Origin of the sequence: Roseovarius atlanticus (genome assembly GCF_001441615.1) — a bacterium.
Classification (GTDB): domain Bacteria; phylum Pseudomonadota; class Alphaproteobacteria; order Rhodobacterales; family Rhodobacteraceae; genus Roseovarius; species Roseovarius atlanticus.
Map to the genome: position 1 here is coordinate 1 of NZ_LAXJ01000024.1, position 25,857 is coordinate 25,857.

Sequence of the window (25,857 nt, forward strand, 5' to 3'; positions counted from 1 at the left end):
CCGGCGCAGGTCGCCGGGCCGAACGTCGGAATCACTCACATGCACCGCGTGCAGGTAATCCGACTTGCCCACCATCTGCCCCTCGCGCCGCCCGGCCTTCTCGAACAGCACCCCAACCTCGCGGCCCACCATGGCATCCTGGATGGCCCGCTGCTGCGTGGTGATCAGCGCTTGCAGGCGGTGCAGACGCTCGGTCTTGACGTCCTCGTCCAGCTGCGCACGCTCGGCCGCCGGAGTGCCGGGGCGTGTGGAATATTTGAACGAATAGGCATAGCCGTAGCGCACCTCCTCGATCAGCGCCATCGTGTCGGCGAAATCGGCCTCGGTCTCTTCGGGAAAGCCCACGATGAAATCCCCCGACAACAGGATATCGGGCCGGGCCGCGCGGATGCGCTCGATCAGCCGGATATAGCTTTCCGCCGTATGGCTGCGGTTCATCCGCTTCAAAATCCGGTCGCTGCCCGACTGTACCGGCAGGTGCAGGTAGGGCATCAGCTTGCCGCACTCCCCGTGTGCGGCGATCAGGTCGTCGCTCATGTCGTTGGGGTGGCTGGTGGTGAACCGGATGCGCTCCAGCCCGTCCACCTTGTCCAGCTCCCAGATCAGCTGCGCCAGCGACCAGTCGCGCCCGTCGGGCCCCGCCCCGTGATACGCATTCACGTTCTGCCCCAGCAGGGTGATCTCGCGCACGCCCCGCTCCACCAGTTCCTTGGCTTCGTCCACGATGCGGGCCACCGGACGGCTCACCTCGGCCCCACGGGTATAGGGCACCACGCAGAACGCACAGAACTTGTCGCAGCCCTCCTGCACGGTCAGGAACGCGGTCGGGCCGCGCCTGGCCTTGCCACCGCGCTTGCGCAGCGTCTCGAACTTGTCATCCAGCGGAAACTGCGTATCCAGCGCCTTGGCCCCGCCCCGCGCCTTGGCCTCGAGCTGCGGCAGGTTGTGATAGCTTTGCGGCCCCACCACGAGGTCCACCATCGGCTGACGGCGCATGATCTCTTCGCCCTCGGCCTGGGCGACACAGCCCGCCACGCCGATCTTCAGGTCCGGCTTGGCGTCCTTCAGCCCCTTGAACCGGCCCAGTTCGGAATACACCTTCTCGGCGGCTTTCTCGCGTATGTGACAGGTGTTGAGCAGAATCATGTCCGCGTCGTCGGGCGTGTCCGTCTCGACATAGCCCGCGCCGCCCATGGCCTCGGCCATGCGCTCGCTGTCATAGACGTTCATCTGGCACCCGTAGGTCTTGATGTATAGCTTTTTCGTCTCGGACATGGCCACACCCTGCTTCTCAAGCGGTTTCAAGGCGCCTGCCTACACCACCTGCGGCCCGACTTGCAATGCGCCGCGAATTGCGGAATTTTACCGGCGCAGCCCCGAAGGATGACGATGCAATATCACAGCCTCTCCGCCTTTCTCGACAGTTCCGCCGCGGCGCTGGCCAAGGGCCCCGTCGCCATGATCTTCGTCGAGGATCAGGTCGAGGTCGACAGCGCCATCCGGCACCATCTCGACACCGGGTTCGCCTCGGTGCTGGTGCTCATGCCCCCCGCGTTCTCCCTCGCGCCCGACGTGGCCGACCGGGTCGAGCGGATCGGCTATGACATCGCGGCGGGCGACAGTTTCGTCGAGGCGGTGAACCGCGTGATCGAGGCCGCGCCGGGTCTTTGGCTCTATTACTGCTTCAACGCCGAGTACCTGTTCTTTCCCTTCTGCGAGACCCGCACCGTGGGCGAGATGCTGGCCTTTCACACCGAGGAACGGCGCGACGCCATGCTGACCTACGTGGTCGATCTCTACGCCGGCGACCTCGACCTGCACCGCGACGCCGTCTCGCTGGAGGATGCGCATCTCGACCGTTCCGGCTATTACGCGCTGGCGCGCAACGATCCCGACAACCACAACCACCCGCGCGAACGGCAGCTCGATTTCTTCGGCGGCCTGCGCTGGCGATACGAGGAACATATTCCCCCCGAACGCCGCAAGATCGACCGCATCGCGCTTTTCCGGGCCAAACCGGGCCTGCGCCTGCGCCCCGACCACACGTTCAATGACGAAGAATACAACACCTACGCCTGCCCGTGGCACCACAACCTGACGGCCACGGTCGCGTCCTTCCGGACCGCCAAGGCGCTCAAGCGCAATCCCGGCTCGACTTTCGATATCCACACGTTCAAATGGCACAATTCCGCGCCCTTCGAATGGCATTCGCGGCAATTGCTGGACCTGGGCCTGATGGAACCCGGCCAGTGGTTTTAAGGCGCGCCTAGCGCGACGCCCGCCGCCGCGCCGCCCAGATGCGCAAGTCCCAGATCACTTTTACTGTCGCGCCCAGCGCCAGCGCGAACAGCGCGTATTTGCTCAGCGTCTCCATCGTGCCCTGAATAAGCACCGCGTGCAGACCCGTGCCCGCGACGATCAGCACCGCCAGCGCCGTATGCGCCCGCCGCCACGTCATGGGCCGCATCCCCAGCCGCTTGCGCAGCACCGCCAGCGCGGCCGTGGCAAAGATCAGCCACATCACCAGCACACCCCAGACCGAGAACGGCGTGGGCGAGCGCAACAGCAGCGCGTCCACCACGTCCGGCGGGCTGGTCAGCCACAGGCCGCCCACGTGCAGCACCACCAGCGCCACGATCCCCGCACCGACCCAGCGATGCACCCGCCGCCCCTTCAGCGCGGGCAGTCCGGGCAGGTAGCCCCCAGCCAAAAGCGGCTGCAACAGCATCAGTGCAAAGCCCACGATCCCGGCGAACCCGGCCACGATATAGACGGGTTGCCGCCATTGCAGCAGCGGGCTGAACCCCGCCGCCGCCACCGGCACAAGAAGGGCGGCGCAAACCGCCGCCCATATCATACTCTTTCGCATCATCGGAACTTTACGCCGGAACCAGCGCGAACTCCACGTCAAGCGAGGTCTCGGACGGGCTCGACATCACCGGGCGCAGGAACACGGTCTTGAATCCGCCATCGTCATACTCGGCGTCATAGGCCAAATGCCCATGCGGCTGGCCGAAGGCCGGAACGATCTGCGGCATGTCCATTACGAAGCGCCCGTTGCGGTCGGTCAGGGTCGCGCCATGACTTTCCGGGTCGCGTTCGTGCCCCTCTGTCGTATGCGCCCACATCTGGATGCGGCGGCCTTCCAGCGGCGCACCATCGCCCGCCCGGCGCACCGTCCCGGTCATCGTAAAGCCGCCATTGCCGATCCGCTCCACGATCTGCGCGCCGGGGCGGTAATTGTTGGCCCCGCCCGGCATCGTCGGCGTCGGCTGCACGCCCGCCGCCCGCGCCGGAACGGTCAGGCCGGTGCCCAGCGTCAAGGCGGCCGCGCCGCCGGTCGCGATCAGGCTGCGTCGATTGATCAGTCGGATACTCATATCGGTCTCTCCTGTCAGGTCGGGGGCGCAGGCTGCCACCACGTGCGCGCCATGCGCCATCGTACGCCTTTCAAGATAACGCCAATCCGGCGCTGGCAAACCACCCTCACGCCACCGTGACCGCGCGATTTCGTCCCGGTCGGCAAGGTTCGGCCCAGCCGCCGCCCACGGCGCGGCACCGCCGCTTGGCGTCATGCCTTCTGCCCGGCCCACTCCGGCAACGGAAACACCATGTCGTACAGCCAGTTAAAGCCCAGCGCATAGATCATGTAAAACAGGGCAAACGACAGGTCCATCACCAGCGCGTGCCACAGCGACACCTGCAAATACCACGCGATGAAGGGCATCAGCACCACCAAAAGCCCCACCTCGAACAGGCCCGCATGAACGACGCGCATCATCGCGGTCTTGCGGGTCGATCCTGTCCGGCGCTGCAACACCAGGTCAAAGCCGAAATTGAACACCATGTTCCAAAGCGTGGCCAGGGTCGCGCTGACCAGCCCCACCACCCCGATATCATGCATCGGCACGCCAAAGGCCACAGCCCCCAGCGGCACGATCAGGATCAGGGCGATGATTTCAAAACTCAGCGCATGGCGCAGACGGTCGAACGGGGATCTCATAGAACCCTCCCACATCAAACCGGGCCGTCCCGGATGCAAGCAACCCGACTGGGGAGGTCGTCCTCTGTGATCTCAGATGATGCGGCACCGCGCCGCTTTCAAGCGACACTGCCTGGATAAAAAAGGATGTGGCCGAAAAGGCACCACCGGCACGCCGCCCGGCGCGCCCGGTTACTGCCGCAGGTTCAACAGCGCACGCGTGATCGCGTTATGCTCGTGGTTGCTGCCGATGCCGCCGCCCAGGTCACCCATCGCCGTCAGATAGCTGCTGCCGGTCTCGGTGCTTTCCAGCCAGTCGACGCCATAAGCATAGGTCTCCTGCATCCGGTCGTGCATCCCGGGGTAAAGCGCCCGCTCCTGCCAGACCGCCGTCATGCACAGCCCCATCAGGCAAACCTGAACGCCACGCGCCCACTTGCGGGCGGTCTTGCCCTTGGTCCGGCGTTTTTCGAGGCGTACCTCTTGGGGAGAGCGCATGAAGGTCATGCGCACACAGTCCCCGAATCCCGTGGCGATAATGTGGCAACACCCGGACCAAACCGGGACATCTTAAGGTATAGTCGACTGCGGCCGCGCCCCTAGAGGTTTTCGGGCTGCGGCATCCCCAGCACGTGATAGCCACCATCGACCTTGATCACCTCGCCGGTGGTGCAGGCGCCCGCCGGGCTCGCCAGGTACACCGCCGTGCCCCCGATCGCCTCCAGCGTGGCATTGGCCCGCATCGGCGCGTTTTCCTCGGTGTGCCGAAAGGTCCGTCGCGCCCCGCCGATGGCCGCGCCCGCCAGCGTCTTCATCGGGCCGGGGCTGATCGCGTTGACGCGGATCTTGTCGGGACCCAGGTCATTGGCCAGGTACCGCGTCGTCGCCTCCAGCGCCGCCTTGGCCACGCCCATCACGTTATAGTTCGGCACCACCCGGTTCGACCCCTGGTAGGTCAGGGTCAGCATCGTGCCGCCCTTTTCCTTCATCATCGGATAGGCGCGGCGCGCCACCTCGATGAAGGAATAGACCGAGATATCCATGGAATGCTTGAAATTCGTCCGGCTGGTGTTCAGGAACCGGCCCGACAGTTCGGACTTGTCGGAATAGGCGATGGCGTGCACCACGAAATCGATCGTGGGCCACGTCTCGGCGAGCGTGGCAAAGGCCGCGTCCAGCGACTCGTCTTTCGTGACGTCCACGTCCATCAGCAGGTTCGACCCCAGCGAATTGGCCAGCGGCTCGACCCGCTTGGCAAACGCCTCGCCCTGGTAGGAAAACGCCAGCTCCGCTCCCGCCGCGTGCATCGCCTTGGCAATGCCCCACGCGATCGAGCGGTCGTTGGCCACGCCCATGATCAGGCCACGCTGTCCTTGCATTGACTGTGTCATGGCCGTCCTATCCGTCGAACCGGCTCAGCAGCATCGAGCCATTCGTGCCGCCGAAACCGAAAGAGTTGGTCATCACCGTATCAAGCCCGGCATCGTCCACCCGCGCCGTGGCAATCTCGCCCTCGTGGATCGCGGGGTCCAGCGTCTCGACATTGATCGACGGGATGATGAAATCGTGGTGCAGGGCCAGCAGGCAATAGATCGCCTCCTGCGCGCCCGTGGCCCCCTGGCTGTGGCCGGTCATCGACTTGGTGGAACTGATCGGGGGCACATTGCCTTCGCCGAAAATGCGCCGCACCGCCTCGACCTCGCCCGCATCGCCTACGGGCGTGCTTGTGCCATGCGCGTTGATGTAACCGACGCTGCGATCCTCCGGCAGCGTCTGCAACGCCAGGCGCATCGCCCGCTCGCCGCCCTCGCCCGAGGGCGCCACCATGTCATGCCCGTCGCTGGTGGCGGCATAGCCCGTCACCTCGGCATAGATCTTGGCGCCCCGCGCCTTCGCGTGCTCCAGCTCTTCCAGCACGACAATCCCGCCGCCGCCGGAAATCACGAACCCGTCGCGCCCGGCGTCGAACGCCCGGCTCGCCTTTTCGGGGGTGTCGTTGTACTTCGACGACATCGCGCCCATCGCATCGAACAGGCACGACAGCGTCCAGTCCAGCTCCTCGCCGCCGCCCGCGAACATGACGTCCTGCTTGCCCATCATGATCTGTTCCGCCGCGTTGCCGATGCAATGCAGGCTGGTCGAACAGGCCGAGGTGATGGAATAGTTGATGCCCTTGATCTTGAACGCGGTCGACAGGTTGGCGCTGATGGTCGAGGACATGCATTTCGGCACCGCGAACGGCCCGATCCGCTTGGGGCTGCCCTTTTCCAGCACCGTCTGGTGCGCCGCCAGCATGGCCGAGGTCGATGGCCCGCCGGACCCCGCCACCAGCCCGGTGCGCGGGTTCACGATCTCGCCCTCGTCCAGCCCGGCATCGGCGATGGCCTGCTGCATGGCGATATGGGCATAGGCCGCACCCGGCCCCATGAAACGCAGGGTGCGCTTGTCCACATGCTCGGTCACGTCCAGCTTGACGTCCCCGGCGATCTGGCTGCGGAACCCGTGTTCCGCCATCTGCTCATTGGCGGTGATGCCCGAACGCCCTTCTTTCAAGGCGGCCAGCACCTCCTCGGCATTGTTGCCGATGCTGGAGACGATACCCAGCCCGGTGACGACGACGCGACGCATGTTGCCTCCCTACCTGATTGCTCGCGTTGTAGGCCATGCAAGGCGGCGGGTGCAAGATGATTGCCCGTCCGGGCGCTTATCCGACCAGCGAAAAATGCGCCGGTTCGATGCGGATCGACCAGTGAACGCCCTCTTCGGTCACGTGATACCGCGCCTGGGTGCCCAGCATCGACGGCGCCAGCGACGTCAGCACCGTGCTGCCGAATCCCGGCGCGGTGTCGTCGGGGGGATGGGCCAGGTTGGTTTCCTGCCAGCTCAGGTCCAGCGCATGGCCCTCGGTGTCCTGCGCCAGCGCCCAGCTCAGGTGCACCACGCCATCCTCGTACGCCAGCGCGCCGTGCTTCATGGCGTTGGTCGCCAACTCGTGCAACGCGATGCCCAGCGTCTGAACCGCTTGGGGCATCAGCCGGACATCGGGGCCCGACAATCCCACACGGGCATCGTTCTCGGACGTGAAAGGCCGCAAATGGCCCATCACCAGCGCGCGCAGATCCGCGTCTTCCCATTTCCCGGCGACCAGCAGGTCGGTCGACTCCGACAGGGCCGAAATCCGCGCCCCGAACTTGTCGTGAAATTCCTCGATCGTCGCGGCGCCGCGTGCGGTCTGGCGCTGCACCGCCGACACGATGGTCAGCATGTTCTTGGCCCGGTGAATCACCTCGCGCGACATCAGTTCGCGCGCCTTCTCGGCGCGGCGCAGCTCGGTGATGTCGCGGTGAATGTTGGAAATCGCCACCACGTCGCCATCCGCACCCCGGATCGGCGCGCAGCTGATCCAGACCTCGCGCGCAATGCCGTCGCGCCCCACGCGCACCGCCTCGAAATCGTTCAGCCGCCCGGCGATGATCTCGTCGCGGTACCATGTCACGCGCTTCGTCTCGTCCGCCGGGTAAAGCGTCTCCAAAGATCGTCCGATGATCTCGTCTCCGGCATAGCCATACAGGCGCGCGGCCGCCGGGTTCCAAGACGTGATCCTGCCCTCCAGGTCATAGGTCAAGATCGCGTCCGACGTGCCCGCCACCAGCGCGGCCAGCGCGTTGCTGTCCACCGCCGTGCGCTTGAGGGCATCCCGCTCCTGATGGCGCTGGGTCACGTTGCGGTGCTGGATCGTCAGAAAGGGCTTGCCCTCGCACATCATCCGCGTCGCGGTCAGCTCGAACCAGCGTTTCACCGTGGGGCTGTCACAGGGGTATTCGCACACGAACGGGTCGCCCGAGCGCAACGTCTGTTCCAGCGAGGTCGCGATCAGGTTCGCCTCCATGCTCGACGCGCCATCCGCCGCGCGGCAGATATCGAAATAATTGGTGCCGACATACCCCGACGGCGCACCGCCATTTTCCGCGCCGAACTGCTTCCAGGCGGAATTGGCGGCGACGACCACCCCGTCGCGATCCACAATGACGAACTCGTCGGGCAGCGCATCGATGAACTCGGTCACGCCCATCCGGCCGACCGGCCCGAAAGCATCACTGTTGGTTTGCACGCGCTCTTGCCTCGTCACTCTCTTGCAGTTGCCCAAACACGTGGGAACGTGGTCCCGTTGGTGCAACCTTCGTCAATTGAAGCGGCCTTATCCCAGCGCGACAAGCCGGCTGCAATAAACTCGTTTAAACGTAGTTAACTTGACGTCACGTAAGCAAAAAATCGCCGAAATGCCGCGAAATCAGTCGCTTAACCGGGCGATTCCCCCCTACTCGGCGAAAACTTGAGCGGCACCGCCCGTTGTGGCAGCATTTCGGCCAGATCGCGCCCATCGGCGCGATGGACATTGCAAATGACGTTGCGTAACCCGCCTCCGCCCCGCCAGCCGGGCCTCGACGAGACCACGTTTCTGGTCTGCATCGGGGCGGCCAAATGCGCCACAAGCTGGCTGCACGCCTACCTGTCCGGCCTGCCCGGCTGCGCCCCCTCGCCGCTGAAAGAGGTGCATTTCTTCGATGCCCGCCACCGCGACCACGCCCTGGGCGACCCCGACGCGCTGGCGCTGGCGCGGCTGAAATTCCACCTCGACCAGCCTGGCGCGACACCCGACACCCTGAAACGCAGCGCCGCGTTCCGCGCCAGCCTCGACCGGGTGCAGATGATCCACGACGACAGCGCCTATTTCCGGCATTTCGCCACTCTGCGCGGCCCCGACACCCGTTGCGTCGCCGACATCACGCCGGGCTACTCCGCTATCGGTCCGGCGGGGCTTGCCGATATTCGCGAATTTTTCGCCCCTCAAGCCTGCCGCCTGCGCCTTCTGTTCATCATGCGCGACCCGGTCGCCCGCTTCTGGTCGCAGCTGCGCCACCTGGAACAGATCGCCCCCGACACCCGCGCCACGCAGGACTGGGACAGGGTCCGCCACATGCCCGCCCTTGTCGCGCGGGCCGACTACGCGGGCATCGTCACCGCGCTCGACGCCACCTTCCCTGCAGGCGACGTGCTCTATCTCTTCTACGAAACCCTCTTCTCCACGACCGCCCAGCGCCGCCTCTGCGCGTTCATCGGCATGCCCCATGCGCCCGCCGACGCCGGCACACTGCGCAATGAAACCACGCTAAAGACCCCGCTGCCCCCCGCCGCCCGCGACGCGCTCGCGGCCCAGCTTGCCCCGCATTACACCTTCTGCCGCGACCGCTTCGGCGCAGAGGTACCCGCCGACTGGCAGAACTGACGCCCGAAAAACTTTGAACCGTCCTGCCCCGCGCGCCGACACATCCCTGTAGAAAACGCGCCGTTTCCCTTTGGCGCCTCAACGGAGGATACCGACATGCCCGAAGATCTCGCCCCCAGCTTCACCGACGACACCCTGCGCGATCCTGCGATCCGGTCCCTGGCCGAACGCATGGCCGACGACATCATCGCCCGCAGCGTCATGCAGTCTTTCGAGCCCAAGGATCAGGAAACCGTTCCGATGAAGGATTTCGCCGAGCCCGAATGGGACAGCCTCGTGCCGCCCGACATGACGGACAGCTTCGACTTCCTGCTCTAGCGGTACACCTTCGAGGGTCGCGCCTCAGTTCTCGCTCAGCGCGACCTTCATGTCCTTGACCTGATAGATCACCTCGCCATCGGCCTCGACCCGGCCATCGGCGACACCCATGGTCAGCCGCCGCGTCTGCACGGCCTTGGTGAAATCCACGTAATAGGTCAGCATCTTGCGGTCCGGGCGCACCATGCCGGTCAGCTTCACCTCGCCCACGCCCAGCGCATAGCCGCGCCCCTGCCAGCCGCGCCAGCCCAGGTTGAACCCCGTCAGCTGCCACAGCCCGTCCAGGCCCAGACACCCGGGCATGATCGGATTGCCCGGGAAATGGCATTCAAAGAACCACAGGTCCGGCTTGATGTCGAACTCGGCCACCACGTGCCCCTTGCCATGCGGCCCGCCATCGCCCGAGATATCGGTGATCCGGTCCATCATCAGCATCGGCGGCTCGGGCAACTGCGCGTTGCCGGGGCCAAAAAGCTCGCCACGTGCGCATTTCAGCAGGTCTTCACGGTCGAAGCTGCTCGGGAAGTCGGCCATAGGGTCGCACCCTTTTCTCAGTTGGTTCCGTCACCCGATCCTGTAACACCCCGCAAAACCCCCGCGCAAGCCCTGCCGCGTTGCGCTATGGTGCAGAATTTTGTTTGAAATTACCCTGTGGTGACCCCTATATTGTCATTGAGACAGGAGCTTTCATGACCGATACCGAGGCAACAACCCGAGGCACCGAATGGCTCGCAGGCGCAGGACTGCGCCCGACCCGTCAGCGCGTCGCGCTGGCCACGCTGCTCGTGGGCGACGGCCAACACCGCCACGTCACCGCCGAAAGCCTCTTTGCCGCCGTCTGCGAAAACGGCGACAGCGTCTCGCTCGCGACCGTCTACAACACCCTGCGCGCCTTCTGCGACGTGGGCCTGTTGCAAGAGGTCACGGTCGACGGCTCCAAAAGCTATTTCGATACCAACACCCACGATCACCCGCATTTCTTCTGGGAGGATGAGCAGCGCCTTTCCGACGCGCCCGCCGACGAGCTTGAGATCGCCCGCCTGCCCGGTGCGCCCGAAGGCGCGGAAATCGCATCGGTGGACGTGGTGATCCGCCTGCGCCGCAAATCCGGCTGACCCGCCCGGAATGCGCGCCGCCCATTACGAACAATTCGGACCCGCCGAAGACGTCCTCAGCGTCGGAGAGGTCGACACCCCCACCCCCGGCCCGGGCGAGGTTCTGGTGCGGCTCACCCATTCCGGCGTAAACCCGTCCGACGCCAAGTCCCGCGCGGGCTCCCGCCCCGGCGTGACCAAACCCGATTTTCCGCGCATCATCCCCCATTCCGACGGTGCCGGCACGATCTTCGCCGTGGGCGAAGGCGTCGATCCCGCCCGCATGGATCAGCATGTCTGGCTCTGGAATGCCCAGTGGCAACGCGCCCACGGCACCGCCGCCGAGATGATCGCCCTGCCCGCCGACCAGGCCGTGCCCCTGCCCGACGGCGTCAGCCACGAGGTCGGCGCGACGCTGGGCATCCCCGGCCTCACCGCATGCCAGACAGTCTTTGGCGGCGGCGAAGTGGCGGGCCAGACGCTGCTCATTTCCGGCGGTGCGGGGGCCGTGGGCCACATGGCCGTGCAACTGGCCAAGTGGGGCGGCGCCACCGTCATCACCACCGCCTCGGCAGACGCCGCCGACTATGTGGGCCGCACCGGCGCGGACCATGTGCTCGACTACCGCGACGACGATCTGGCGGCAAAGATCAAGGACCTGGCCCCCGGCGGCATCGACCGCGCGGTCGAGGTCGAGTTCGGCACCAACGCCGCCCTTCTGGCCGAGGTGATGAAACCCATGGGCACCATCGCCACCTATGGCTCGGCCAAGGCCATGACGCCGGAACTGCCCTTCGGCCCGATGCTGTTCAAGGCGCTCAAGATCGACATCACCTTGATCTACATCCTGCCGCCTGCGGAGCGCGCCGCGGCCATCGCCCGTCTGCACGCGGCCCTCACCGAAGGCGCGCTGAAACCCGCAATCCACGCCTGCCTGCCGCTCTCCGACTGCGTGACAGCGCACAACATGGTGCTCAGCCCCGGCCGCCGCGGCGCGGTCCTGCTGGAAACCGTCTAGGCCACCTCGCGCACGGCGCAACAGGCCCGCGACCCGGCCTCACAACCGCGCGAACTCCGCCCCGATCTCGGCATTGCCGTCATTGCGCTCAAGCCGCTCCAACATCGACGTGATCTTCTTTCTCAGCCGTCGCGACCGGATCTGCCGCGCCTCCAGCTTGCGGGGCGCCAGCCGCACGCCCTCGCCGCCCGGAACCAGATCGAACTCGCGCACCGCCGCGACCACGTGATTGGCCTGGTTGGTCGCACAGACCGCCACCAGTTTCAGACAGCGGTCCTTAAGGTCGCTTTCGTCCGCACTATGCCCCGCCCGGCGCGCCACATCCTCGAAGGTTCCGATATCCACGTACCCGCCCGACGGGATCGGCCCCTGCCCGGTCACGTTCGTCGGCTGCTCCAACTCCTCCTTGCGCAACTCCTCGCGGTCGACGACGCTGGCGACATCGACCTCCTCGCCCCGATCCAGGGACGCCAGCACATCCAGCAGATAGGCGGGCTGCGCACCCATGTTCGACACCAGGCACCGCGCCTTCATGTCCTGCCCGCCACCGCGGTTGATCAGGATGCTCGACCGGCGTTGCTGGATATAGCCGCTCAGGAAGATATGCAGGTAGACCAGCCACACGAAAGTCGTCGTCAGGCTGGCCGCGATCTGAACGATCTCCACATTCTCTTTCAGAAAATCCAGCATTGCCGCAGTGTCTCTTTATCTCATTGGCTTCGGTACAAGAAGGCAACGCAGACCCTGCACCCGTGTTCCTGCCGGCCCGTGACAACTAGGCCAACGGCCCGGCGATCCTCCGGCCTGCACAATGCAAATCGCGCGCAACGAGCCTTCGTCACGCGCGTTCAAAATATCAGACGCCTCGCTTTATCCCGAGACGCGTTCGCCAAGGGCGCGGCGAGGCGCGCGCCCCGCCCTCGCGCTTCATTCTATCACTTGTCGATCCCGACAAGCTCCACGTCGAAGGTCAGGTCCTTGCCCGCCAGCGGGTGGTTGGCGTCCAGCGTCACCTGCTCTTCGGTGACTTCGGCCACCATCACCTGCAGGGTCTGCCCCTGCGGCGTCTGCACCTGCAACTGCGTGCCGATGTCCAGCGGGATGTCGTCGGGAATGTCGGCGCGCGGCACCGCCTGCTTGGCGGCCGGGTCCAGCGGGCCATAGGCTTCGTCCGCGGGCACTTCGACGGTCTTCTTGTCGCCCACTTCCATGCCCGGAATCGCCTTGTCGAGGCCGGGAATGATCTGGCCCGAGCCGACCTGAAATTCCAGCGGATCGCGCCCTTCGCTGCTGTCAAAGGTCGTGCCGTCGGCCAGTGTGCCCTTGTAATGAACTTTTACCGTATCGCCGGATTTTACCTGCGTCATGTGGTTTCCAATCTGTTTGGGGGATGGGTTTCCAAGGCCGCGCCGCGCGCGGGTGCTTGCTTGTCTGACCCAAAACTAACCCGCCATGGCCGCGATTGCAAACAGGGTTCCAACCCTTCCCCAGACGTGCCACTCTGCCCCCCGAACCACCCCGCACGCGAAGGCCCACATGCCCATCACCACCTGTATCTTCGACGCCTACGGCACGCTTTTCGACGTCGCCGCCGCCGCCCGCACCGCCGCCAATGAGCCGGGCCGCGAGGCGTTCAAATCCCACTGGCCCGCCATCGCCGAGCACTGGCGCCTGAAACAGCTGCAATACACCTGGCTGCGCGCGATCACCGGCGATCACACCGATTTCTGGACCGTCACCCAGGACGGCCTCGACTGGGCGCTCGAGGCCGAGGGCCTCTCGGACGACGCCGACCTGCGCGAACGCCTTCTGGCCCTCTACTGGGAACTCGAGGCCTACCCTGAAGTGCCCGCCATGCTCCACGCGCTCAAGGACGCCGGGAAAAACACCGCGATCCTGTCCAACGGCTCGCCGGACATGCTGGACGGCGCGGTCAAATCGGCGGGCATTGGCGACGTTCTGGATGACGTGCTCTCGGTCGAAAGCGTCGGCATCTTCAAACCCCACGCCTCCGTCTATGACCTCGTCGGCCACCGCTTCGGCTGCGCCAGATCCGAGGTCCTCTTCGTCTCCTCCAACGGCTGGGACGCCGCCGCCGCGGCGGGCTATGGCTTCACCACCGCCTGGGTCAACCGCGCCGGCGCGCCCATGGACCGCCTGCCCGCCACCCCCGACCATATCCTGTCGGACCTCACCGGCATCCCGGAGCTTGCCAAGTAATGCCGCACTTCACCACCACCGACGGCCTCTCGCTGCACTACACCGACGAGGGAACCGGCACGCCCATCCTCTGCCTCGCCGGTCTTACCCGAAACGTCACCGACTTCACCTACCTCGTGCCGCACCTGTCGGACCACCGCGTCATCCGGCTCGACTATCGCGGTCGCGGTCAGTCGGACCATGCCGAGGATTACATGACCTACAACATCCTGCGCGAAGGCCAGGATGCCATCGAACTGCTTGACCATCTGGGCATCGAGAAAACCATCCTCATCGGCACTTCGCGCGGCGGCCTCATCGCCATGGCGCTGTCGCACAGCAACCCCGATCGCCTCGCCGGCGTCGTGCTCAACGACATCGGGCCGGAGGTCGCCCCCATCGGCATCCAGCGCATCATGGACTACGTCGGCAAGACGCCACCCTTCGCCAATCTCGACGCCGCCGCCGACGCGCTGGCCGCAGGCCACGCACAGGACTTCCCCGACATCCCCCTCACCCGCTGGCGCGAACAGGCCGAGTTCATGTGGCAGGACGCCCCCTCGGGCGGCATCGTCCTGCGCTACGACCCCCGCCTGCGTGACGCGCTGGTCGGACAGGCCGGCGCGGGCGAGGCCGTGGATCTCTGGGCGCTCTTCGACGGGCTGAAACCCATCCCCACCGCCTCGATCCGGGGCGAGAATTCCGACCTCTTCACCGCCGAGACGCAAGCGCAGATGCAGACCCGCCATCCCGGCATGATCACCGTCGTGGTGCCGAACCGCGGCCACGTCCCCTTCCTCGACGAGCCCCAGTCCCTCGCCGCCATCCGCCAACTGCTGGACAAGGCCTTATGAGCGACATCGCCCTCATCCGCGCCGCTGCCGAACGCCTCAAGGGCCACGTCCGCCGCACGCCGCTCCTCTCCTCACCCTTCCTCGACGAAATCGCGGGCCGCCGCATCCTCGTCAAACCCGAATGCCTGCAACATACCGGCAGCTTCAAGTATCGCGGCGGCCGCTCCGCCGTTTCCGCGCTCGACCCCGAGACCCGCGCCAAGGGCGTCATCGCCTTTTCCTCCGGCAACCACGCGCAGGGCGTGGCGCTGGCCGCCTGCCAGATGGGCGCCCCCGCCGTCTTCATCATGCCCGCCGACGCACCGCAGCTGAAAATCGCCAACACCCGCGCCCTCGGCGCCGAAGTCGTCCTCTACGACCGCGCCGCCGGCGAAAGCCGCGAGGAGCTGGGCGAGGCACTACAGGCCGAGCGCGACCTCACCCTCATCCGCCCCTATGACGAACCCCAGGTCATCGCCGGCCAAGGCACCTGCGGGCTGGAAATCGCCGAACAGGCCGCCGAGCTGGGCATCCATGAGGCCGAAATGCTGGTCTGCTGCGGCGGTGGCGGCTTCACCTCCGGCATCGCCCTGGCATTGGAGGCCGACGCGCCGGGCCTCAAGGTGCGCCCGGTGGAACCCGAAGGCTTCGACGACGTCACCCGCTCGCTCGCCTCGGGGCGGATCGAGACCAACGCAGGCGTCAGTGGCAATATCTGCGACGCCATCCTCACCCCCGCGCCGGGCAAGATCACCTTCCCGATCCTCAAACGCTTCTGCGGGCCGGGCCTCGTCGTCAGCGAGGATGACTGCCTGCGCGCCATGGCCCACGCGTTCCAGCGCCTGAAACTGGTGGCCGAACCCGGCGGCGCCGCCGCCCTGGCCGCCGCGCTGTTCCATGGCGATCAGCTCAGCGCCGACACGGTCATCGTCACCATCTCGGGCGGCAATGTCGACGCGCCCATGTTCCAGCGCGCCCTGCAAACCCTCGGAGACACCTCATGAGACGCATCGAAGGCGACCTGATAGCCCTCGCCAAATCCGGGCAGTTCGACGTGCTCGTGCACGGCTGCAACTGCTTTCACACGATGGGCGCGGGCATCGCGAAAATCATCGCCAAGGAGTTTCCCGCCGCCGCGCAGGCCGACATGGAGACGCCCAAAGGTGACCGCGCCAAGCTGGGCACCATCTCCCACGCCACGGTCGAATGCGACGGCCACAGCCTGACCATCGTGAACGCCTACACCCAGTTCGATCACAGCGGTCACGGACAAAAGGTCGACTACAACGCCCTGCAATCGGCGTTCGAGGCCGTGGCCCGTGAATTCCCCGAAGCCCGCATCGGCTATCCCCTGATCGGTGCAGGGTTGGCAGGCGGCGACTGGGATGAAATCGCCCCACGCATCGACACTGCGCTCGACGGGATGGACCACGCCCTCGTCGTCCTGCCCGTCGCCGACGGCTAGACCTGTGGCCCGCCCCGGGCGCACCCGGAATTTGCGCAAATTCCGGGATAGAAAATACGCATTTTCTATCCCGTTTTCCGCGCGAAAAACGCCAGGACCATAGGATAGGCCCCCCATGACCGACGTCACCATCGCCAGCTTCAACGTCAAGAACCTCATCGGCCCCGACCGGGAATATTACGAATTCCAGTCCTACACCCCCGAGGAATACGCCTGGAAACTCGACTGGATGGCCGACCAGCTTCTGACGCTCGACGCCGACGTGGTCTGCTTTCAGGAAATCTTCGAAAAAGACGCCCTGCACGCCGTCATCGACGAGGCGTCCATTCGCGCCCGCGCCCTCAACGACGCGTCCATCCCGGACCGATCGAAGCGCTATCACCGCAAGGCGATCTTCCGCAAACTGGCCGTCACGCCCTATGACAACGCCACGCTCGCCTTCGCCCCCAACGCCGCCGACACCGGCGAGCCGGGCAAACGCCGCCCCGGCGTCGCGATCCTGTCGCGGCTGGGCTTCATTGGGACGCCCGAGATCATCCAGGACCTGGAAGAGCCGCTCACCATCCCCTTCACGCCCCTGCGCGGCATGGAGGGCACGCGGGACGCCGGCCATTACGTCCTGCGCCGCCTCTCGCGGCCCGTCATCAAGGCGCGCATCCCCATGGGCGGCCAGACCGTGACCGTCTTCAACTGCCACCTCAAATCCAAGCTGGGCGAATACATCACGCCCCCCGGCGCCGACTATGCCCCCGAAGAGGACCTCACCGATTACGATCCCATCGGCCGCGCCATGGGGTCATTGCGCGCCACGGTCCGCCGCATGGCCGAGGCCTGGGTACTGCGCCGCGAGGTCGTGCGCGAGATCGAGGCGGGTCATCCGGTCATGGTTCTGGGCGATTTCAACGACGGTGAACACGCCGTCTCGTCCGAGATCATCACCGGCGAGGCCCCCTTCAGGAACTATTCCTGGATGCTGCGCCACGACGCGCAGGACCGCTCCGACCGCTACTCGGACGAGGAAAACCGCCAGATCACCGAGGATGTCGAACGTGTGCGGCTGCACTCGGCGGAAAAGATGTTCGTCCGCAAATCCCTGCGCGACATGGTCTACACTGCGGCCTTCGGCGGCGTCTACGAGAGCATCGATCAGATCTTCATGTCCCGCCACTTTCACCCAGACAATGCCGACCGGGCGGGCGAGATGACCTATTTCAGCGTCTTCAACGACCACCTGACCGACGGCTCGCACCCCGAGGCGCCCTATAACAAGCTGGCCTCCGACCACGGCCAGATCATGGCCCACCTGCGCATGAAAGGTTGAGCTTTCCGATGCCCAATGTCCACCTGAACGACATCGACATCCACTACCTTGACGAGGGCGACCCGCGCGGCGCCCCCGTCGTCTTCGCCAATTCGCTGGGCACAAACCTGCATCTGTGGGACGCTATCCTGCCCCACCTGCCCGCCAGCCTGCGCCTCATCCGATATGACAAGCGCGGCCACGGCCAGACCAGCGTGCCACCCGCGCCCTATGCGATGGGCGCGCTCGTCCGCGACGCCGAGGCGCTGCTGGACCATTTGAACGTCCGCGACTGCGCCTTTATCGGCCTCTCCATCGGCGGGCTGATCGCGCAAGGGCTGGCGGTCAAACGCCTCGACCTCGTGCGCGTGATGGTGCTGTCCAACACCGCCGCCAAGATCGGCAACAAACAGATCTGGCAGGACCGGATCGAGACCGTCCGCGCAGGCGGGATCGAGGCGCTGGCCGACGCCACCATGCAGCGCTGGTTCTCCCGCGATTTCCTTACCAAGCCCGAACTGCAAACCTGGCGCGACATGCTCACCAGCCAGCCCGACGAGGGCTACATCGGCTGCTCTGCGGCCATCTCCGGCACCGATTTCTATACCCCCACCAGCGGCCTGCGCCTGCCAACGCTCGGCATCGCGGGGTCCGAGGATGGTGCCACCCCACCCGATCTGGTGCGCGAAACGGTGGATCTGATCCCCGGGTCCGAATTCCACCTGATGCGCCGCACGGGCCACCTGCCCTGCGTCGAGGCGCCCGAGGCCTATGCCGCCCGCCTGACGCAGTTCCTGCAAGAAACAGGCCACATCTGACTGCGCACGCCCGACGCGCCCTTCCCGCCATGACCGGCCCCGACTACAGTCGAAACCATAGATCCAGACCGGAGCCTTCATGTCCTCGCGCTTGCCAACAGCGTTCATCCTGATCACCGTCATGATCGACGCCATGGGCATCGGGATCATCATCCCCGTGATGCCCGAGCTTATCATGGATATCGACGGCGGCACACTGGCGTCTGCGGCGCTCTGGGGCGGCGTGCTGACCTCGCTGTTCGCGGTGATGCAGTTCCTTTTCGGCCCCATGGTGGGCAACCTCAGCGACCGTTTCGGACGCCGGCCCATCCTGCTGGGCTCACTCCTGATCCTGGCGCTCGACTACCTCGTGATGGCCGTGGCCCATGCCATGTGGCTGCTCGTTCTGGGCCGGCTGGTGGGGGGCATCATGGCCGCCACGCAGTCGACAGCGGCCGCCTTCATGGCCGACACCTCGCCGCCGGAAAAACGCGGCGCGGGTTTCGGCCTCGTGTCGGCGGCCTTCGGCATGGGCTTCGTGCTGGGCCCGGTGATCGGCGGTTTGCTGGGCGACCTCGGCCCCCGCGCGCCGTTCTATGCCGCAGCGTCACTCGCCTTCGCCAACTTCCTCTTCGGCTGGGCGGTCCTTAGCGAGACCATAACCCCCGACCGTGCCCGCCCCTTCGTCTGGGCCCGCGCCAACCCGTTCGGCGCCCTGCGCCAGATCCGCGCCCTGCCCGGCCTCGGGCGCCTGCTGGTCGTGTTGCTGCTCTATCAACTGGCGTTCAACGTCTATCCCGCCATTTGGTCCTACTACACCACCGCCGCCTTCGGCTGGGACCCGTCGATGATCGGGCTTTCACTCGGCATCTTCGGCATCTCGATCTTCGCCGTGCAGGCGGGGCTGATCGGGCTGGCCATCTCGCGGCTGGGCGAGGCCGGGACCGTGGTGCTGGCCCTCGGCTTCGCCATCCTCAGCTTCGCCGTGCTGGGCGTCATCTCGAACGGCTGGCTCGCACTCGCCCTCACCCCCGTCTCGGCGCTTGCGGCCATGTGCGTGCCCGCCCTGCACGCCATCATGTCCCGCCGCACGCCACACGACGCACAGGGCGAGCTTCAGGGCATCTTCACCTCGGTGGGCGCGCTGGCCATGATCATCTCGCCGCTGATGATGACCAACATCTTCGCCGCCTTCACCAATCCCGATGCAACTTTCCGTCTACCCGGCGCCCCCTTCCTCGCCGCGCTTCTGCTGGTGGCCCTCGGCCTCGTGCTCTTTCTCACCCGCAGGCGCCACGCATCCGCCGATTACGTCGCGACAGGTCGCAATCGGCCTTGAAATCGCGCGGAAAAACCGATCAGGCTGGCGGTCAACGAACTTCGGGAGGGATCATGAAAACCATCAAAGCCGCCGTGTGCCACGAATTCGGTTCCCCCCTCGTGATCGAGGACGTGCGCCTGCGCGCGCCCGAACAGAACGAGGTCGAGGTCGCGCTGGAAACCGTCGCCATCTGCCATTCCGACATCTCCTATGCCGACGGCGCCTGGGGCGGGTCGCTCCCGGCGGTCTACGGCCACGAAGCCGCGGGCCGCATCTCGGCCATCGGCGACGGCGTGACCGGCCTTGCCGTGGGCGACCCGGTGGTGGTGACCCTCATTCGCGCCTGCGGGCAATGCCCCAGCTGCGGCGCGGGCCGGCCCACGGGTTGCGAAACGCCGTTCGACGGCGACCACGGCGCGCTTTCCACAGCCGACGGCGGCAAGCTGCACCAAGCCATGGCCTGCGGCGCCTTTGCCACCGACGTGGTCGTGCATCACTCCCAGGTCGTGAAGATCCCCGAAGGCATGGCGATGGACGCCGCCTCGCTTCTGGCCTGCGGCGTGGTCACCGGCGTCGGCGCGGTGGTCAACGCGGCGCAGCTGCGCGCCGGTCAGGACGTGGTGGTGATCGGCGCAGGCGGCGTCGGCCTCAACGCCATCCAGGGCGCGCGCATCGCCGGTGCCCGCCGCATCGTCGCCGTCGACATGACCGAGGACAAGCTGGCCGATGCAAAAGCCTTCGGTGCCACCGACGGCGTACTGGCCTCCCAGGACAAACCCTGGCGCGCCGCGAAAGAGGCGATGGGCCGCGGTGCCGACGCCGTGCTTGTCACCGTGGGCGCCGCCCGCGCCTATGACGAGGCCCCCCGTTATATCGCGGGCGGCGGCAAGGTCATCATGGTCGGAATGCCCGCCACGGGCGCGGAATCGACCTACGAGGCCGCCAACTTCGCCGCCGCCGGGCAGAGCATGGTCGGCTCGAAAATGGGCGACGTGGTGATCCGGCGCGACATCCCGTGGATGGTCGATCTCTACCAGCAAGGTCGCCTCAAGCTCGACGAACTCATCTCAAACCGCTGGACCCTGGACCAGATCAACGACGCCATCGCCGACACAAAATCCGGCAACGCCCGGCGCAACGTCATCATGCTGCGCTAGGCCGACCCCGAGGGCGGCATTTTCTGCGCAGAAAATGCCCCGGAAAATGCGCATTTTCCGCCCCCAACCGTGCGCCCTGTTAAAGAGGGGCGCCTGACAACGGCACCGTCGCGGTACCGACGTAATACCGACGCGATACCGACACGGATTTCGGGGGTTCGCCGCCGTTAACCCTTTGCAACACACCTCGCCGATTTCCGGCTTGCCACCTCGCGCCGCCCGGGCCACCGTGCACTTTACCAGCAGGGAGACCGTCATGAAGCTCAAGGACCTCGACATCCTCGTCACCTCGCCCCCCGCGCCGGGCTGGGGCGGGCAGTACTGGATCCTGGTGAAACTGACCACCGACAACGGCATCACCGGCTGGGGCGAATGCTATGCCAGCAGCGTCGGCCCCGACGCCATGAAGGCCGTCATCACCGACGTGTTCACCCGGCACATGCAAGACCAAAGCCCTGAAAACATTGAATTCATGTTCCGCCGCGCCTATTCCTCGGGCTTCACCCAGCGCCCCGATCTGACCGTCATGGGCGCCTTTTCCGGTCTGGAAATCGCCTGTTGGGACATCCTCGGCAAGGCGCGCGAGCGCCCTGTCTGGGCGCTTCTGGGCGGCCGGATGAACGACCGCATCCGCGCCTACACCTATCTCTACCCCCTGCCGCAGCACGACATCACGCCGTTCTGGACCTCGCCCGACATGGCCGCCGAGTCCGCGCTCGACCTGCTAAGCCGTGGATATACCGCAGTAAAATTCGACCCCGCCGGCCCCTACACCATGCGCGGCGGCCACATGCCCGCCGGCACCGACATCTCGCTCTCGGCCGCCTTCTGCAAAGCGATCCGAGAGGCCGTGGGCGACCGCGCCGACCTTCTCTTCGGCACGCACGGCCAGTTCACCACGGCGGGCGCGATCCGTCTCGCCAAGGCGATCGAGCCCTACGATCCGCTCTGGTACGAAGAGCCGGTACCCCCTGATAACGTTGCGGAAATGGCCAAGGTGGCCGCCGCCACCTCGATCCCCGTGGCCACCGGCGAGCGCCTGACCACCAAGGCCGAGTTCGCGCCTGTCCTGCGCTCCGGCGCCGCGTCGATCCTGCAACCGGCGCTCGGCCGCGCGGGCGGCATCTGGGAGGTCAAGAAGATCGCCGCCATGGCAGAGGTCTATAACGCGCAGATGGCGCCGCATCTCTATGCCGGGCCGGTGGAATGGGCGGCGAACATCCACCTCGCGGCCTCGATCCCGAATATCCTGATGGCTGAAACCATCGAGACCGAGTTCCATAAGAACCTGATAAAGAACACCATTCAGGTCGAGGACGGCTTCATCATCCCGCCCGAAACCCCTGGCCTGGGGATAGACGTGGACGAGGATCTGGCCCGCGCGCATCCTTTCACAGGCGACGGGCTGCACCTGCAAATGCAGGACGCGCCCTGCGATTACGTGAATGGCAATTCCTTCGCCGGGGGAGCTCCGGTCAAGACAGGCTGAACCCCCGTCGCAAGGCGTCGATCCGGCGCATTAAGAGTGGCTTAACACCTTCATGGTCTGATCTCGGAGAACAAACGCTCAGCAGCCGCCCGACTGCACCAGGCCATAGCCATAATGCGAATCGCGCCCGCCGGGACCAAGGTCCTTGGCCGAACTGCGCAAAAACGCCCGTGCACCGTTCAGCGACAGCCCCCCGCGCGACGCCTGCCGCGCCAGGATCGCGGTCACCACCGGCGCGGCAAAGGAGGTGCCCGAGCGATAGCTGCCGCCGTTGCCCCAGGCCACGTACAGGTCCACGCCGGGGGCTGCAAACTCGATATGCCTGCCGTAATTGGCGCGACCGTACAGCCGTCCGCCGGCATCCACCGCCGTCACCGCGATGGTGCTGGGCGACGCCGCGGGATAGACCGGCGCGCCGGAACGGTCGTTGCCCGCCGCGGCCACGATCACCACGCCCCTGCCCTGTGCCAGGCCCAATAGCTTGGCAAAGACCTGGTTGCTGGCCCCGGCAAAGGACATGTTGACCAGCCGCACGCCGCTGCCGACCAGCCAGTCCAGCCCGGCCGCCACGGCCTCCAACCGGCCGCCGTCGCTGGTCTTTTCCAGCCCGAACGCCTCGGCGGCATAGACCTGCACCCCCGGCGCCAGCCCCGCCAGCGGCCCCGCCCCGCTGGAGCCCGCGATCAGCCCGGCCACGGCGGTGCCATGGCTGGCCCCGGTGCGGCGCGCGCCCTCGCGCAGAAAGCTCTGGCGCACGATCCGCACACCGCCAAAGGCCGGGTGGCCTGCATTGACCGCGCCGTCGATCACGCCCACCCGGATGCTGCGCCCGACGCGGCAGCTCTGGCCCGGCGCGTCGCCCACCATCAAAGCGTGATAGACCCGCGGACCGGCAGAGCGGACATAGATCTTGTGCAGATCCAGCACCGCCGACGGCGTGCGGCCCGCCAACAGCGCCCGCCCCTGTTCCAGGGTCAGGGTGCGCGGAAAGACGAAGAAATACATCTGCTGGCCGAACTGCGGCAGGGGCCGCTCACGCAGCAATGTCGCGCCAGCGCTGATTAGCGCCTGCGCCGCCGCCGTCGCCTGTCCCCGGTTGACCAGCAGCACGTATTCCGGCGAGCCGTCGGTGGCCTGCACCTCGTCCCGCGCCGCCCGGCGCAGCCCGCCGGTCGGTTTCGTGCGCGGGTTGTTGCCCGCCTCTCCGCCGCGTCCGTCGGTACCTTGCTGGACCTCCACCAGGCCCGGAATGCCACAGGCTCCAACACAGTCCGGCCCCGCCACGGCCACCGCCGCACGCGCCCCCTGGGGCATCACCGCCAGCATCAGGTACAAAATTCCGAAGTAAAGGAGGTTGCGGAAAAAAGTCATATCATTCAGCGCTTTCAACAATATCGTCGCGCGCCACCAAGGCCGTCACGGCCTCGGCCCGCGCCGCGTCATCGGGGGCGGCCAGCGTGTAAAGCCCGATCGCCGACGGCCCGTCCACGATCACCAGCCCCTGCTCCAGCAAGAGCGCCCGGATTTCCGCCTCCGAGGCATCCTCGGCAAAGGCCACCCGGATCGTGAACTCCGCGCTCGCAGCCGGGCTTTGCCCACCGGCCAGTTCAAAATCAGTGCCGCCATCATACCCGATATAGGCGGTTTGCGCCACAACCAGACCGAACAGGACGACCGCCGCGATCTTCCAGAAGCTGCCGGGCGCCGATGGCAGGTTCGCGGCCTCCGGCAGACCGGCCTGCGGCACCACGGGGGTGGCGGCCTCGGCGTCGATCTCGCGCATCAGCCGGGCAAGGCCCATTTCACCGGGCGAGGACACATCCTCGGATTGCATCTCGCGGCGCATGGCCTTCAGCGCCTCCAGTTCTCCGGCCAGCTGCGGGTCGGCGGCCACGGCGGCCTCGACGGCGGCGCGTTCCTCGCCTTCGAGCGTGTCGTTGGCCAGAAAGACCAGCAGCGCCTCGATCTCGTCACGCGACAGTTCGGGTGTATCGCTCATGACGGCACCTCCATCCGGGACGATAGGCAATGCAGCAAGAGCTTCTTGGCGTGAAAGACCCGCGTCTTGATCGTGCCCTCGGGCACCTCGGCCACGGTGGCGATCTCGCCATAGGTCATGTCCTGGTAGAACGCCAGTTCCACCGCCGAACGGTGCTGCGGCTTCAGCTGGTCCATGCAATAGCGCAGGTGTTCCGCCTCCTGCGCCGACGCCAGGCAGGTCGCCGCGTCGGGGCTGTCATCGACGCGCTCGTCGATCTCGTCGGTCAGGTCGACCCGTTTGTGTTTGCGAAAATGATCCATCGTTTTCCTGTAGGCTATGCCGAATACCCATGTTTTCACCGTCGACCGGCCCTCGAAGCGCCCTGCAGAGCGCCAGATGTCCATGAAGACGTCATGCTGTATGTCGGCCGCCTCGTGCGGATCGTTCATTTTCGAGACGATGAACCGGAAAACCGGCTTTTCCAGCGCCTTGTAAAAGGCGGCAAAGGCGGTCCGGTCACCGTCGGCCATGCGCCTCAGAAGGTCTGCCAGTTCGCTGTTGTGCATCCTGTCCCGTCCGTTTCCCACGGCACAGGGTCCCAGTGCGCCGCCGCTGACAGGATGCAATGAGACGGACCGCCCGGTCAAAGCCTAACATGCCGCCCGTGTTGCGCCAGGTCCCGCCCCTAGGGCAACTGCCCCAGCCACAGCCAGACCGTCAGCACCGACAGCGCCGTCGCCACCAGCACCGTCGTCGCCGCCACCCGCATCGCCCGTCCGTACATGCTGGCAAAGATATAGGCGTTGATCCCCGGCGCCATCGCCGCCGTCAGCACCGCCGAGCGCGTTGCCTCGACCGGCAGGGCAAAGACCAGGCCCAGCCCCCGCGTGATCAGCGGATGCACCACCAGCGAGATGAGGCAGAGGGTGAACACGAGCCGCAGATCGCCCTCGGGCCGGTAACTGGCCAGCACGCCCCCCAATCCGAACAGCGCCGCCGGCAGCGCCGACCGCACCAGCAGATCCAGCGCGTCATTCACCGTGCCAGGCAGGGGCAAACCGCTCAGGTTCACCGCCAGCCCCAGCAGAATGCCAAGGATCAGGGAGTTCGAAAACATCGCCTTCGCCACCCGCATCACAAAGCCCGCGCCGGTCTGGCCCTTGGCGCGGACGATCTCCATCGCGGTGATCCCGACGCCGTAACAGATCGGCGAATGCAGCGCGATGATGGCATAGTTTGCTTCCAGCGCGTCCGCGCCATAGGCCCGCTCGGTCAGCGGCAGCCCCAGCAGAAGCGAGTTCGAGAAGAGGCAGCAAAACCCGATCGGAACGCAATCCTCCCACGGGCGACCGAACAGGAAGCGTCCGCCGAACATGCCCAGAAAGAAACCCGCCAGCGCACCGGCATAGAAGCTCAGCAACATGCGCCATTCGAAATGCTGACCAAGATCCAGCCGCGCGATGGCCACGAACAGAAGACAGGGCAGCGCAAAGCCTTGGGTGAATTTCATCAGTCCGTCGACACCGCTCTGGCTGAACCAGCCGCGCCAGACCGCCACGTAGCCGAAGCCGATCACCATGAACACCGGCAGGATGACGTCCAGCAGGGCCTGCATT

29 protein-coding genes are annotated in these 25,857 nt (G+C 66.1%); 14 read left to right on the forward strand and 15 right to left on the reverse strand.

Annotated elements, in window-relative coordinates; translation table 11 throughout:
- The coding region (gene miaB / locus XM53_RS18100) for a tRNA (N6-isopentenyl adenosine(37)-C2)-methylthiotransferase MiaB (protein ID WP_057795895.1) at positions 1–1,275 on the reverse strand (1,275 nt) is incomplete at its 3' end.
- 114 nt (positions 1,276–1,389) lie between these two features.
- Here miaB and XM53_RS18105 point away from each other — a divergent pair.
- The gene (locus tag XM53_RS18105) at positions 1,390–2,259 is read left to right on the forward strand and encodes a hypothetical protein (protein ID WP_057795897.1); all 870 of its coding nucleotides are present in this window, start codon (positions 1,390–1,392) and stop codon (positions 2,257–2,259) included.
- Between the two features lie 7 nt (positions 2,260–2,266).
- On the opposite strand, the gene XM53_RS18110 is transcribed toward XM53_RS18105, so the two are convergent.
- The 7 genes from XM53_RS18110 to XM53_RS18140 form a co-directional block, all read right to left on the reverse strand.
- A complete protein-coding gene (locus tag XM53_RS18110) occupies positions 2,267–2,869 on the reverse strand; it encodes a ferric reductase-like transmembrane domain-containing protein (RefSeq protein ID WP_057796002.1) in 603 nt (200 codons plus the stop codon).
- A gap of 10 nt (positions 2,870–2,879) precedes the next feature.
- Positions 2,880–3,380: a hypothetical protein gene (locus XM53_RS18115; RefSeq protein ID WP_057796004.1), complete on the reverse strand. Its 501-nt coding sequence runs from the start codon at positions 3,378–3,380 to the stop codon at positions 2,880–2,882.
- 191 nt (positions 3,381–3,571) lie between these two features.
- Positions 3,572–4,003 carry a PACE efflux transporter gene (locus tag XM53_RS18120; protein WP_057795899.1) on the reverse strand — a complete coding sequence of 144 codons (432 nt, stop codon included), beginning with the start codon at positions 4,001–4,003 and terminating at the stop codon, positions 3,572–3,574.
- Positions 4,004–4,174: 171 nt separating this feature from the next.
- The gene (locus XM53_RS18125; protein WP_057795901.1) at positions 4,175–4,489 is read right to left on the reverse strand and encodes a hypothetical protein; all 315 of its coding nucleotides are present in this window, start codon (positions 4,487–4,489) and stop codon (positions 4,175–4,177) included.
- A gap of 92 nt (positions 4,490–4,581) precedes the next feature.
- A complete protein-coding gene (locus tag XM53_RS18130) occupies positions 4,582–5,373 on the reverse strand; it encodes an enoyl-ACP reductase FabI (protein WP_057795903.1) in 792 nt (263 codons plus the stop codon).
- Positions 5,374–5,380: 7 nt separating this feature from the next.
- Entirely contained in the window at positions 5,381–6,610 is a 1,230-nt protein-coding gene (fabB, locus tag XM53_RS18135; protein ID WP_057795905.1) for a beta-ketoacyl-ACP synthase I, read from the reverse strand.
- A gap of 76 nt (positions 6,611–6,686) precedes the next feature.
- Positions 6,687–8,093 carry a PAS domain S-box protein gene (locus XM53_RS18140; protein WP_057795907.1) on the reverse strand — a complete coding sequence of 469 codons (1,407 nt, stop codon included), beginning with the start codon at positions 8,091–8,093 and terminating at the stop codon, positions 6,687–6,689.
- Between the two features lie 291 nt (positions 8,094–8,384).
- On the opposite strand from XM53_RS18140, the gene XM53_RS18145 reads away from it, so the two are divergent.
- Both XM53_RS18145 and XM53_RS18150 read left to right on the forward strand, forming a co-directional pair.
- Positions 8,385–9,269, forward strand: coding sequence for a sulfotransferase (locus XM53_RS18145; RefSeq protein WP_057795909.1), 885 nt, complete (start codon positions 8,385–8,387; stop codon positions 9,267–9,269).
- Between the two features lie 96 nt (positions 9,270–9,365).
- The gene (locus tag XM53_RS18150) at positions 9,366–9,587 is read left to right on the forward strand and encodes a hypothetical protein (RefSeq protein ID WP_057795911.1); all 222 of its coding nucleotides are present in this window, start codon (positions 9,366–9,368) and stop codon (positions 9,585–9,587) included.
- A gap of 24 nt (positions 9,588–9,611) precedes the next feature.
- Here XM53_RS18150 and fabA read toward each other — a convergent pair whose 3' ends face one another.
- The gene (gene fabA / locus XM53_RS18155) at positions 9,612–10,121 is read right to left on the reverse strand and encodes a bifunctional 3-hydroxydecanoyl-ACP dehydratase/trans-2-decenoyl-ACP isomerase (RefSeq protein ID WP_057795913.1); all 510 of its coding nucleotides are present in this window, start codon (positions 10,119–10,121) and stop codon (positions 9,612–9,614) included.
- Between the two features lie 155 nt (positions 10,122–10,276).
- Between fabA and irrA the strand changes: the two genes are divergently transcribed.
- Together irrA and XM53_RS18165 are read left to right on the forward strand one after the other, a co-directional pair.
- On the forward strand, positions 10,277–10,702 hold the full coding sequence (irrA, locus tag XM53_RS18160) for an iron response transcriptional regulator IrrA (RefSeq protein WP_057795915.1): 426 nt from the start codon (positions 10,277–10,279) through the stop codon (positions 10,700–10,702).
- Between the two features lie 10 nt (positions 10,703–10,712).
- Positions 10,713–11,699 carry an NADPH:quinone reductase gene (locus XM53_RS18165; protein ID WP_057795917.1) on the forward strand — a complete coding sequence of 329 codons (987 nt, stop codon included), beginning with the start codon at positions 10,713–10,715 and terminating at the stop codon, positions 11,697–11,699.
- A 39-nt stretch (positions 11,700–11,738) separates the two neighbouring features.
- On the opposite strand, the gene XM53_RS18170 is transcribed toward XM53_RS18165, so the two are convergent.
- The gene (locus XM53_RS18170; protein WP_057795918.1) at positions 11,739–12,389 is read right to left on the reverse strand and encodes a hypothetical protein; all 651 of its coding nucleotides are present in this window, start codon (positions 12,387–12,389) and stop codon (positions 11,739–11,741) included.
- Positions 12,390–12,634: 245 nt separating this feature from the next.
- Complete coding sequence (locus XM53_RS18175) at positions 12,635–13,066, reverse strand: FKBP-type peptidyl-prolyl cis-trans isomerase (protein ID WP_057795919.1); 432 nt, start codon at positions 13,064–13,066, stop codon at positions 12,635–12,637.
- Positions 13,067–13,235: 169 nt separating this feature from the next.
- On the opposite strand from XM53_RS18175, the gene XM53_RS18180 reads away from it, so the two are divergent.
- The 9 genes from XM53_RS18180 to XM53_RS18220 all read left to right on the forward strand — a co-directional run bounded on the left by XM53_RS18180 (position 13,236) and on the right by XM53_RS18220 (position 22,260).
- The gene (locus tag XM53_RS18180; RefSeq protein WP_057795920.1) at positions 13,236–13,919 is read left to right on the forward strand and encodes a haloacid dehalogenase type II; all 684 of its coding nucleotides are present in this window, start codon (positions 13,236–13,238) and stop codon (positions 13,917–13,919) included.
- Entirely contained in the window at positions 13,919–14,752 is an 834-nt protein-coding gene (locus XM53_RS18185; RefSeq protein ID WP_057795921.1) for an alpha/beta fold hydrolase, read from the forward strand. The genes XM53_RS18180 and XM53_RS18185 overlap by 1 nt, the downstream gene beginning before the upstream one ends.
- Positions 14,749–15,735, forward strand: a complete 987-nt coding sequence (locus XM53_RS18190; protein WP_057795922.1) for a threonine ammonia-lyase — start codon at positions 14,749–14,751, stop codon at positions 15,733–15,735. Before XM53_RS18185 ends, XM53_RS18190 begins: the two co-directional genes overlap by 4 nt.
- Positions 15,732–16,196: a macro domain-containing protein gene (locus XM53_RS18195; protein WP_057795924.1), complete on the forward strand. Its 465-nt coding sequence runs from the start codon at positions 15,732–15,734 to the stop codon at positions 16,194–16,196. The genes XM53_RS18190 and XM53_RS18195 overlap by 4 nt, the downstream gene beginning before the upstream one ends.
- 115 nt (positions 16,197–16,311) lie before the next feature.
- Positions 16,312–17,517: an endonuclease/exonuclease/phosphatase family protein gene (locus tag XM53_RS18200; protein WP_057795926.1), complete on the forward strand. Its 1,206-nt coding sequence runs from the start codon at positions 16,312–16,314 to the stop codon at positions 17,515–17,517.
- Positions 17,518–17,525: 8 nt separating this feature from the next.
- Positions 17,526–18,314, forward strand: coding sequence for a 3-oxoadipate enol-lactonase (gene pcaD, locus XM53_RS18205; RefSeq protein WP_057795928.1), 789 nt, complete (start codon positions 17,526–17,528; stop codon positions 18,312–18,314).
- Between the two features lie 79 nt (positions 18,315–18,393).
- Positions 18,394–19,632 carry a TCR/Tet family MFS transporter gene (locus tag XM53_RS18210; RefSeq protein ID WP_057795930.1) on the forward strand — a complete coding sequence of 413 codons (1,239 nt, stop codon included), beginning with the start codon at positions 18,394–18,396 and terminating at the stop codon, positions 19,630–19,632.
- Positions 19,633–19,685: 53 nt separating this feature from the next.
- A complete protein-coding gene (locus XM53_RS18215) occupies positions 19,686–20,771 on the forward strand; it encodes a zinc-binding dehydrogenase (protein ID WP_057795932.1) in 1,086 nt (361 codons plus the stop codon).
- A 256-nt stretch (positions 20,772–21,027) separates the two neighbouring features.
- Positions 21,028–22,260, forward strand: a complete 1,233-nt coding sequence (locus XM53_RS18220; protein WP_057795935.1) for a mandelate racemase/muconate lactonizing enzyme family protein — start codon at positions 21,028–21,030, stop codon at positions 22,258–22,260.
- 78 nt (positions 22,261–22,338) lie between these two features.
- Here XM53_RS18220 and XM53_RS18225 read toward each other — a convergent pair whose 3' ends face one another.
- From XM53_RS18225 to XM53_RS18240, 4 genes are all read right to left on the reverse strand, one after another.
- Positions 22,339–23,631, reverse strand: coding sequence for a S8 family serine peptidase (locus tag XM53_RS18225; protein ID WP_057795937.1), 1,293 nt, complete (start codon positions 23,629–23,631; stop codon positions 22,339–22,341).
- Between the two features lies 1 nt (position 23,632).
- Complete coding sequence (locus XM53_RS18230; protein ID WP_057795939.1) at positions 23,633–24,259, reverse strand: hypothetical protein; 627 nt, start codon at positions 24,257–24,259, stop codon at positions 23,633–23,635.
- A complete protein-coding gene (locus XM53_RS18235) occupies positions 24,256–24,807 on the reverse strand; it encodes an RNA polymerase sigma factor (RefSeq protein WP_057795941.1) in 552 nt (183 codons plus the stop codon). The genes XM53_RS18230 and XM53_RS18235 overlap by 4 nt, the downstream gene beginning before the upstream one ends.
- Before the next feature lie 119 nt (positions 24,808–24,926).
- Positions 24,927–25,856 (reverse strand): AEC family transporter, encoded by a 930-nt coding sequence (locus tag XM53_RS18240; protein ID WP_057795942.1) that lies wholly within the window; start codon positions 25,854–25,856, stop codon positions 24,927–24,929.
- Position 25,857: the final 1 nt, after the last annotated feature.

Bases quoted from the DNA above. Each gene is read 5' to 3' on its own strand.
- fabA (WP_057795913.1), bottom strand. From the start codon at position 10,121: ATGGCCGACTTCCCGAGCAGCTTCGACCGTGAAGACCTGCTGAAATGC.
- XM53_RS18210 (WP_057795930.1), top strand. From the start codon at position 18,394: ATGTCCTCGCGCTTGCCAACAGCGTTCATCCTGATCACCGTCATGATC.
- XM53_RS18115 (WP_057796004.1), bottom strand. From the start codon at position 3,380: ATGAGTATCCGACTGATCAATCGACGCAGCCTGATCGCGACCGGCGGC.
- XM53_RS18240 (WP_057795942.1), bottom strand. From the start codon at position 25,856: ATGCAGGCCCTGCTGGACGTCATCCTGCCGGTGTTCATGGTGATCGGC.
- XM53_RS18220 (WP_057795935.1), top strand. From the start codon at position 21,028: ATGAAGCTCAAGGACCTCGACATCCTCGTCACCTCGCCCCCCGCGCCG.
- XM53_RS18190 (WP_057795922.1), top strand. From the start codon at position 14,749: ATGAGCGACATCGCCCTCATCCGCGCCGCTGCCGAACGCCTCAAGGGC.
- XM53_RS18170 (WP_057795918.1), bottom strand. From the start codon at position 12,389: ATGCTGGATTTTCTGAAAGAGAATGTGGAGATCGTTCAGATCGCGGCC.
- XM53_RS18105 (WP_057795897.1), top strand. From the start codon at position 1,390: ATGCAATATCACAGCCTCTCCGCCTTTCTCGACAGTTCCGCCGCGGCG.
- irrA (WP_057795915.1), top strand. From the start codon at position 10,277: ATGACCGATACCGAGGCAACAACCCGAGGCACCGAATGGCTCGCAGGC.
- XM53_RS18110 (WP_057796002.1), bottom strand. From the start codon at position 2,869: ATGCGAAAGAGTATGATATGGGCGGCGGTTTGCGCCGCCCTTCTTGTG.
- pcaD (WP_057795928.1), top strand. From the start codon at position 17,526: ATGCCCAATGTCCACCTGAACGACATCGACATCCACTACCTTGACGAG.
- XM53_RS18185 (WP_057795921.1), top strand. From the start codon at position 13,919: ATGCCGCACTTCACCACCACCGACGGCCTCTCGCTGCACTACACCGAC.
- XM53_RS18165 (WP_057795917.1), top strand. From the start codon at position 10,713: ATGCGCGCCGCCCATTACGAACAATTCGGACCCGCCGAAGACGTCCTC.
- XM53_RS18200 (WP_057795926.1), top strand. From the start codon at position 16,312: ATGACCGACGTCACCATCGCCAGCTTCAACGTCAAGAACCTCATCGGC.
- XM53_RS18195 (WP_057795924.1), top strand. From the start codon at position 15,732: ATGAGACGCATCGAAGGCGACCTGATAGCCCTCGCCAAATCCGGGCAG.
- XM53_RS18120 (WP_057795899.1), bottom strand. From the start codon at position 4,003: ATGAGATCCCCGTTCGACCGTCTGCGCCATGCGCTGAGTTTTGAAATC.
- XM53_RS18130 (WP_057795903.1), bottom strand. From the start codon at position 5,373: ATGACACAGTCAATGCAAGGACAGCGTGGCCTGATCATGGGCGTGGCC.
- XM53_RS18145 (WP_057795909.1), top strand. From the start codon at position 8,385: ATGACGTTGCGTAACCCGCCTCCGCCCCGCCAGCCGGGCCTCGACGAG.
- XM53_RS18175 (WP_057795919.1), bottom strand. From the start codon at position 13,066: ATGACGCAGGTAAAATCCGGCGATACGGTAAAAGTTCATTACAAGGGC.
- fabB (WP_057795905.1), bottom strand. From the start codon at position 6,610: ATGCGTCGCGTCGTCGTCACCGGGCTGGGTATCGTCTCCAGCATCGGC.
- XM53_RS18215 (WP_057795932.1), top strand. From the start codon at position 19,686: ATGAAAACCATCAAAGCCGCCGTGTGCCACGAATTCGGTTCCCCCCTC.
- XM53_RS18125 (WP_057795901.1), bottom strand. From the start codon at position 4,489: ATGACCTTCATGCGCTCTCCCCAAGAGGTACGCCTCGAAAAACGCCGG.
- XM53_RS18180 (WP_057795920.1), top strand. From the start codon at position 13,236: ATGCCCATCACCACCTGTATCTTCGACGCCTACGGCACGCTTTTCGAC.
- XM53_RS18150 (WP_057795911.1), top strand. From the start codon at position 9,366: ATGCCCGAAGATCTCGCCCCCAGCTTCACCGACGACACCCTGCGCGAT.
- XM53_RS18235 (WP_057795941.1), bottom strand. From the start codon at position 24,807: ATGCACAACAGCGAACTGGCAGACCTTCTGAGGCGCATGGCCGACGGT.
- XM53_RS18230 (WP_057795939.1), bottom strand. From the start codon at position 24,259: ATGAGCGATACACCCGAACTGTCGCGTGACGAGATCGAGGCGCTGCTG.
- XM53_RS18225 (WP_057795937.1), bottom strand. From the start codon at position 23,631: ATGACTTTTTTCCGCAACCTCCTTTACTTCGGAATTTTGTACCTGATG.